The following is a 7,618-nucleotide window of genomic DNA, read 5'->3' as shown; positions in this document are numbered from 1 at the left end:
CTCCCCCCCACTTCGTCGTTAACGGTCGGTGATCGACGCGCCTGGCGCGTACACCTTCCGCAGCTCGACGTACCGCGCGGTCGGGCACCTGGCGGCGAACTCCCGAGCCTGCTCGTCGCTCTCCGCGCGCAGCCGGTAGTAGCCGAGCACGACCTCCTTCGACTCGGCGAACGGTCCGTCGGTGCGCAGCACGGTGCCGTCGGGCTGCGGGGTGAAGCGATCGAGGGGCTCGGGGTTCTCGAGCGGCGCGCCGTCGATGATCGCGCCTCCGGCATCCTCGACGTACTTCACGGAGGTGCGGTGGCGCTCGTCGAGCGCCGCCTCCTGCTCGGTCGTGAAGCCGTCGAAGTCGCTCGTGCGCTCCATGATGAAGATGAGGTACTCGTGGGCCATGGCCCCTCCTGACGTTGCGTCCTGCTTACAGCAGGGCGACGAACGGGGAAAGGCGGAATCGACAGGCCGACTCTTCTAGCGGGCCCAATCGTCTAGCGTGCCTAGTCGGTGACGTCGATCTCGCGCAGCAGGTCGGCGTCAATCGCGACGCGCACCTTCTCGAGCAGGCCCTCTGGTGCCGGCGAGTCGATCGTCAGCACGCTGAGTGCCTGGCCGCCGGCGTTCTGGCGGGCGATCTGCATGCCGGCGATGTTGATGGATGCGTCGCCGAACTCCTTGCCGTAGATCGCGACGATGCCGGGGCGGTCGGCGTAGATCATGACGATGAGGTGCTTCGCGACGGGAACCTCGACGTCGTAGCCGTTGATCTCGACGATCTTCTCGATCTGCTTGGTGCCCGTGAGGGTTCCAGAGACAGAGATGTTGGCGCCGTCGCTCGTCGTGCCGCGGATCGAGAGGAGGTTGCGGTACTCCTCGCTCTCCTTCTCGGTGACGAGGCGAACATCGATGCCGCGCTGGTCGGCGAGCAGCGGGGCGTTAACGTAGCTGACCGACTCGGAGACGATGTTCGTGAACATGCCCTTGAGAGCCGCGAGCTTGAGCACGCTGACATCGAGGTCGGCGATCTCGCCACGCACCTCGACATCGACGCTCGTGACAGGGCTGTCGGCGAGGCCGGCGAAGACCTGACCGAGCTTCTCCATGAGCGGGATACCGGGGCGCACCGTCGGGTCGATGACTCCCCCGGCGACGTTGACGGCATCCGGTACCAGTTCGCCGTCGAGCGCGAGGCGCACCGACTTGGCGACGCTCACGCCCGCCTTCTCCTGTGCCTCGTCGGTCGACGCGCCGAGGTGCGGGGTGACGATGACGTTCTCGAGGGCGAGGAGCGGGGAGTCGGTGGGTGGCTCGCTGACGAAGACGTCGAGGCCCGCGCCCGCGATGCGATGCGACTTGAGGGCGGCGTAGAGGGCGTCCTCGTCGATGAGCCCGCCGCGCGCGACGTTGACGATGAAGCCGGTTGGCTTCATGAGCGCGAACTGCTCCGTCGAGATCATGCCGGTGGTCTCCGGCGTCTTCGGCATGTGGATGGTGATGAAGTCGGACTGCGCGAGCAGCTCCTCAAGGGTGAGAAGCGTGACGCCGAGCTGCTGGGCGCGGGCGGCGGTGACATAGGGGTCGTACGCGACGACCCGGGTGCCGAAGGCGAGCATGCGCGCCGCGATGAGCGCGCCGATGCGGCCGAGGCCGATGATGCCGATGGTCTTCTCGTAGAGCTCGACGCCCGTGTACTTCGAGCGCTTCCACTGCCCCTGGGCAAGGGCACCGTGCGCCGCCGGGATGTGGCGGGCGAGCGACAGGATGTGGCCGACGGTGAGCTCTGCGGCCGAGATGATGTTCGAGGTCGGCGCGTTGACGACCATGACGCCGGCGGTCGTTGCCGCCTTGATGTCGACGTTGTCGAGGCCGACACCAGCGCGCGCGATGACCTTGAGCTGGCGGCCGGCGGCGATCGCCTCCTCGTCCATCTTCGTCGCGGAACGGATGAGCACCGCACTCGCGTCGGCGAGCGCCTCGAGCAGGGCGGCGCGGTCGGTGCCGTCGACGGTGCGCACGTCGAAATCGGGCCCGAGAGCCTCGACCGTCGCTGGGGATAGTTCTTCGGCAATGAGCACGATCGGCTTGGCCACGAAATCGAGTCCTTCAGGTGCGGGAGGAGGGGTGCGCTGTTCGCGCAACCCTGCGAGTTTAGTGCACCCCCTGTGCGCGTTACGGCGAGGGTGCGACCTCCTGCTCGCCTGGCGCGCTCGGCGTCCACCCGAACCATCCGTCGTCGGTTGCCATGACCGCCCAGTCGCCGCACGCGAAGATGCGCTCGACATAGACGTTCTCCGGTGCCCAGTCGTCGCCGAAGGAGGGGCCAGAGAGGCGCTCTGTCTCTGCGCACTTCATGGGGTCGAGCGGCGAGTTGCTCGTGAAGCCGAGGATCGCCGTCTCTCCGTTGAGCGACTCGCGCACGTGGATCGCCACCGCGTCGCCGGGCACCCACTCTGCAGTGATCGCCCGATCCCACTCGGCAGCGAAGGCCTCGTGGTCGTCGAAGTCCCGCGTCTGCTCCTGGTGGAGCAGGTCGGTGACGGCGGAGCATCCGGTCAGCGAGAGGGCGAGGAGGGCAGCGGCAGGGATCACGACGGGGAGAAGTCTCATGGGTCGATTGTGTTCGCAGCCGTGGCGCCGGGACATCGGCCGCGGGTCGTCGTCGTCTCAGCCCAGAGGATGACACGGCACAATTGCCGAATGGACGTCGCCAGTGCCGCAGTGACCATCGTGCTCGCGATCCTCTTCACGGGAATGGGGGTCGCCCACTTCGTGCCGTCGGTTGCCCGTGGGATGGCCGCCATCATCCCTCCCCGCCTGAAGGGAACCGGGCTGCGCTCTGGTAAGAGCCTCGTGCGCTTCACCGGCGTCTGCGAGATCGCGGGAGGGATCGGGCTGCTCGTGCCGCTGACCCACGTCGCGGCGGCCGTCGCGCTCATCGTCTTCCTCGTGGCGGTGTTCCCGGCGAACGCCTACGCCTCGCAGCACCCGGAGCGCTTCGGCCGCGCTGCCATCCCGTTCTGGCCGCGGCTCGTGGCGCAGCTGGCGCTCATCGGGCTGCTGGTGTTCGTGGCGGTTGCCTAGCGGGCGACTGCGGTGTGGATGCCGCGCTCGCCAGACCGCGACCTCCGGCATCCTCGCTCCATGCCTCGCGTCCCGCTGCCGCCGAACGCTGCCGCGAGATCCTTCCTCGTCGGGCAGTCAGGTCTCGGCGAGGGCCGCCTCCGCGGTCCCGATCTGGCCCGACCGCACCACGGTGTGCGCACCGCGGAGAGCCGCGGCATCGTCGACTATGCCCCGCTCCTGCGTGCCGGCGAGCGGTTCAGCCACCTGTCTGCCGGGCTGCTGTGGCCCGTTCCGCTGCCGCGATCGCACTATCCGATTCATGTGACGGTGGCCCAGTCGCACGAGGCGCGCCGTGGTCCTGCCCGAGGCAACGGCATAGTCGGGCACACGTCGTTGCGCGACGAGTCGACTCTGCGCCACGGCCTGGCGGTTTCGAACCCCGGTGCCATGTTCGTCGAGCTCGCCACCCTTCTCGACGAGGACGATCTGGTCGCGGTTGGCGACGCCCTGATCCTGGAACCGCATGAGCTCGACCCGCGAGACGTCAGGCCGTGGGCGACGCTCGCTGAGCTCGAGGCCGCCTGTGCGGTGCGGTCGCCGGGAAACCGTGCTGCCCGTCGCGCGCTGGCTCTGGTCAGGCAGGGCTCTGAGTCGCGACAGGAGACAGTTCTGCGACTGCTGCTCGTGCGGTCGGGCCTGCCAGAGCCCGCTCTCGGCGTCGATATCGTCGATGAGCGCGGCCGCTGGATCGGGCGATTCGACATGGTCTATGACCAGGCCCGCGTCATTGTCGAGTACGACGGCGACCAGCACCGCACGTCGACTCGACAGTACGAGAAGGACATGACCCGCATTGACAGGGCGATCGCCGCGGAGTGGAGGGTTGTGAGAGTTCGGGCTCGCGGACTGCTGCAGGGGCGCGCCCACACCGTCGAGCGGGTGCGGTCGGCGCTCTCGGCCGGATCCCGGCAACTCATGTAACGCAAACCGACCTTCCAGAGCGCGCGAAGGTCGATCTGCGTTACATGAACGCCGCAGGCAGGGCGCGAGGCTAGCGCAGGCAGGGCGCGAGGCTAGCGCAGGCTCAGCACGAGGTCGGTGAACAACAGCTGCACGAGTGCCATGAGCCCGAGGCTCAGCGCGGAGGAGACCGCGAGCGCCGTGAGCAGCAGCACCGCGAGCTCGAGCGGCCCGCGGTAGCGGCCGAGCACGAAGGCGAGCACGTAGAGGCCGACAGGAATCAGGATGCCGAGCGCGAACAGCCAGCCAGGAGCGGCCTGCTCGATCTCAGCCCAGGCGCGCGTGAAGCGGATGGTGTTGCCGACCGCGGCCCACACGGCGAAGGCGAAGAAGAGGCCGAAGGCGGCGGAGATCGCGAGCGTGACGGCGCTGACGTGACGGGCGGGAGTGGCGGTCTCGGTCATGTCAGACCCCCAGCAGCAGGTATGGCCACGGCAGCAGCACGACGAGCCCGCCGAGCAGCGCCAGGAGTCGGATGATCGGACGGCGGCCGCGAGTCAGAAGGAGCGAGGCGCCGTACCAGATGGCCGGGGCTGCGATCGCCAGCACCTGGGCGAGGCGCACCATGAACTCGCCGAGGAGGTCGGGGTTCTCTGCCCGAGTGTGCGTGACGATCGGCACGATCCAGCCGATCGTGTAGATGAGGTACGCGCCGGCGAGGATGCCGTAGGTGATGAGCAGGAATGACCCCGTGGCTGGCTTGGCTGCCGCAACCGCCTCAGCCGCAGGCGGCACGACCGGCGGGGCCGTCGTAGGCGTGGCGGTCGGCACGTAGGTCTGGTCGGCGTCGCCCTCCCAGCGCAGGGCCTCGTCGTCGGGGTCAGCGGTCATGGCGAAACCATAGCAGCGGGGTGGGTGGCGTCAACTGAGCGCGTGGAAGACTCCGGCATAGTCGCGACCGCGACCGCGTGCGGACGGCGACGGCGGAGCGACGGGCGGTGCGACATCCAGCGATTGCGTTGCGACCCGCTTCGGGTACTGGAACGCGACGGTCGCCACGAACTCGTCGTCGTCGGCCGTGTACCGCCCCTGCAGCCCCGACTCGACGATGCGCCACGGCCGTGCGTTCGATGCCGAGTTCGACAGCCCGGTGTCTGGCACGAACTGCTTGTAGTCGTACTCGAAGCTCGACGGTGCGTCGAGGCGAACAGAGAAGGTGTCGACCGCGACAGAGCCGCTCGCGAGGTCGAGCTGCAGCAGCCGCTGGAAGCCGGTCGCGCGCTCACCGGTGTGGGTGCGGAACTCCTGGTAGTCGGCGAGCAGCTCGACGACGGTGTGCCCCTCGATGCCGCCGGCGTTCTCTGTGCGAATCTGCCCGAGGCCGTGGAAGTGACCAGAGAGCACGATGACGACGTTGCGATTCGGTGCGATCACCTCATCCCACAGATCCTGTCCACGCGAGATCCAGCGGGAGTTGACGGAGACATGGGCGTCTTCATAGAGCGTCTTCGGGGTGACGTGCTCGTGAGTGGACAGGATGACGTTGTGGTCTGGGTGGCTTCGCACGACCTCCGCGGCCCAGTCGATCTCGCGGTCGCCGTAGGCGTACGCAAGGGAGAGCATGAGGAACCGCGCACCGTCGTGTTCGAACACCGTGTAGTTCGACGAGTTGTCGCCCTCGGTGATCGAGTGGGCGCTCGGGTAGCGTTCCGGCCCGAAGTACTCGTTGAACAGGGAGTTGTCGACGCCGCGCTTGTTGTCATGGTTACCGGGAAGCACGCTGGTGGGGATTCCGGCCTCATCGAGGATGCCCTGGATCGCCGACGCGCGTTCGAACTCGATGACCGCCCGGTCGGTCGACTGATCGGGATCGACCCAGTTCTGCACGAGGTCGCCGGTGTGGGTGGCGAAGGCGATCTTCCTCGCATCCGCGTTGTCGGCGATCCAGCTGACCAGCTGCGCGTAGACCTCGGGGTAGCTCTCGGTGAGGTACTGCGTGTCGGTGATGTGCGAGATGGCGAGGTCGTAGTCGGCGGGGGCCTGCAGCTGGGCGTCGCGCTTCACCGCGATCGTCGGCTCGGTTCTCGGCCCGGACTGCACGAGCAGCTCGACGCGGCCGTCGATGATCTCGTCGCCGGTGATGGCGCCGCCGAGGCGGACGTCGGAACCGGATGCCGCATCCAGCAGCCGCCACGCCTCGCCTGCCCACACCGACAGCTGCAGCTCCGACCGACCGGCAGCGCTGCCGCTCCAGTAGACCCGGGAGCCCTCGCGGAGCGCACTCCCGTCGAGCACGAGCCGCAGGTACGGAAAATTGAAGGAGTCATCGACGACATCCGGCACGAGCAAGGGGTCGAGGGCGGTCTCGCCGTCGATCTCCTTCGTTGTCAGCGGCGCAGGGCTCGAGCCGCCCCAGGCCTCTAGCACGGTCGCCGTCTCCGCCGTTGCGGGCAGCGAGGTCATGGCCGCGGGCGCCGGGGCAGCGATGACGACGGGGTCGGCCTCCACCCTGGCCGCGGGGTCGAGCCACGGCACCTCGTCGATCACGCCGGGGGTCGCGGGCGCCACGATGAAGTCGTCGGCGTCGACTCCCGTGAAGCGGGTGCGCTGGAAGGTCTCGCCGAGCCAGCGGTCGGGCTGGTAGGTGGTGAGCGGCATCCCCTTCGAGCACGGGCTCCAGGTGATGTTGCTCTCGTCCATCTCGTTCATCGCGTAGACGCCGATGCTGTCGACGCGGCGGCCCGTGGCGTTCTCGACCCAGACCCCAGAGCCGAGGAAGTTGAATGCGCTGCCGTAGGTCGCATCGGCGGCGAGGCCGGTGCCCTCTTTCGCCGCGATCCAGGTGTCTCCCGGCTCGAGCGTCGTTCCCGCGGCGATGGTGAGCTGCAGCTCTCGCGACCGGATGCCGGTCTGCTCGCATCGACGGATGGTCCAGCCAGACAGGTCGACCGCCTCGCTCCCGTAGTTGCCGAGCTCCACGTAGTTGTGCTGCGGCGAGCCCGCGGGGAGGTCGCTCGTCGATGGGTCGGTCGCGAACTCGCTGATGGCCACGTGTCCGTAGCGGAACTCGTCGTGCAGCGCGGCGGGCCCCGCTGCTGCGCCAGGCGTGCGCTCCGCGATGACGAAGCCCTTGGCCGTCCACTGGTACGACTGGGCGTCAACGTGGTCGAGCACGGCCGGCAGCTTCTCGTCGCCCTGCTGGCAGGCGCTGTCAGCGTAGGAGGAGACGGCGACGCCGTCGGCCCGGGCTCCGCCGGCGGTGCGAAGGTAGGCGCCCGCGGTGATGTCGGCGAATCCGGTGCCGTAGCGGGCATCCGCGTCTCCCGTATAGGCGTTCGACGCGATGAGGTAGTAGTCGCCAGCCCCGAGCCGCGTGCCGCCGGGAATGGTCGTCTGCAGGGTGTCGCCGCGCATGCGGCCGGTCGCGGTGCAGCGGTAAAGCTGCCAGCCGCCGATGTCGACCGAGGTGGAGCCGAGATTCCACAGCTCGACGAACTCGTCGTCGCCGGCGGCTGGGCCCGATGGCGCGAACTCCGAGATGACGACGCCGGTGCGCTCCGCCGTGGTGGCCGCGGTCGCGTTCTGCGACCCGATGGTCGCC

8 protein-coding genes are annotated in these 7,618 nt (G+C 68.6%); 2 read left to right on the top strand and 6 right to left on the bottom strand.

Annotation, left to right across the window (positions count from 1 at the left end):
* Window positions 1-18 precede the first annotated feature (18 nt).
* The 3 genes from AC14A7_RS04310 to AC14A7_RS04300 all read right to left on the bottom strand — a co-directional run bounded on the left by AC14A7_RS04310 (window position 19) and on the right by AC14A7_RS04300 (window position 2,601).
* Window positions 19-393 (bottom strand): YciI family protein, encoded by a 375-nt coding sequence (locus tag AC14A7_RS04310; protein ID WP_484006656.1) that lies wholly within the window; start codon window positions 391-393, stop codon window positions 19-21.
* 101 nt (window positions 394-494) lie between these two features.
* Entirely contained in the window at window positions 495-2,084 is a 1,590-nt protein-coding gene (serA, locus tag AC14A7_RS04305; protein ID WP_484006655.1) for a phosphoglycerate dehydrogenase, read from the bottom strand.
* 79 nt (window positions 2,085-2,163) lie between these two features.
* The gene (locus tag AC14A7_RS04300) at window positions 2,164-2,601 is read right to left on the bottom strand and encodes a hypothetical protein (protein ID WP_484006654.1); all 438 of its coding nucleotides are present in this window, start codon (window positions 2,599-2,601) and stop codon (window positions 2,164-2,166) included.
* Between the two features lie 90 nt (window positions 2,602-2,691).
* On the opposite strand from AC14A7_RS04300, the gene AC14A7_RS04295 reads away from it, so the two are divergent.
* Complete coding sequence (locus AC14A7_RS04295) at window positions 2,692-3,075, top strand: DoxX family protein (RefSeq protein ID WP_484006653.1); 384 nt, start codon at window positions 2,692-2,694, stop codon at window positions 3,073-3,075.
* A gap of 60 nt (window positions 3,076-3,135) precedes the next feature.
* Window positions 3,136-4,038: a DUF559 domain-containing protein gene (locus tag AC14A7_RS04290; protein ID WP_484006652.1), complete on the top strand. Its 903-nt coding sequence runs from the start codon at window positions 3,136-3,138 to the stop codon at window positions 4,036-4,038.
* A gap of 92 nt (window positions 4,039-4,130) precedes the next feature.
* On the opposite strand, the gene AC14A7_RS04285 is transcribed toward AC14A7_RS04290, so the two are convergent.
* From AC14A7_RS04285 to AC14A7_RS04275, 3 genes are all read right to left on the bottom strand, one after another.
* On the bottom strand, window positions 4,131-4,481 hold the full coding sequence (locus tag AC14A7_RS04285; RefSeq protein ID WP_484006651.1) for a hypothetical protein: 351 nt from the start codon (window positions 4,479-4,481) through the stop codon (window positions 4,131-4,133).
* A 1-nt stretch (window position 4,482) separates the two neighbouring features.
* Window positions 4,483-4,908 (bottom strand): hypothetical protein, encoded by a 426-nt coding sequence (locus tag AC14A7_RS04280; protein ID WP_484006650.1) that lies wholly within the window; start codon window positions 4,906-4,908, stop codon window positions 4,483-4,485.
* Window positions 4,909-4,938: 30 nt separating this feature from the next.
* On the bottom strand, window positions 4,939-7,618 hold a 2,680-nt coding region (locus AC14A7_RS04275), incomplete at its 5' end, for a lamin tail domain-containing metallophosphoesterase family protein (RefSeq protein ID WP_484006649.1).

The organism is Conyzicola sp. (assembly GCF_057073975.1).
The sequence above is the reverse complement of the archived record's forward strand: the minus strand, read 5'-3'. Positions and strand labels throughout refer to the sequence as shown.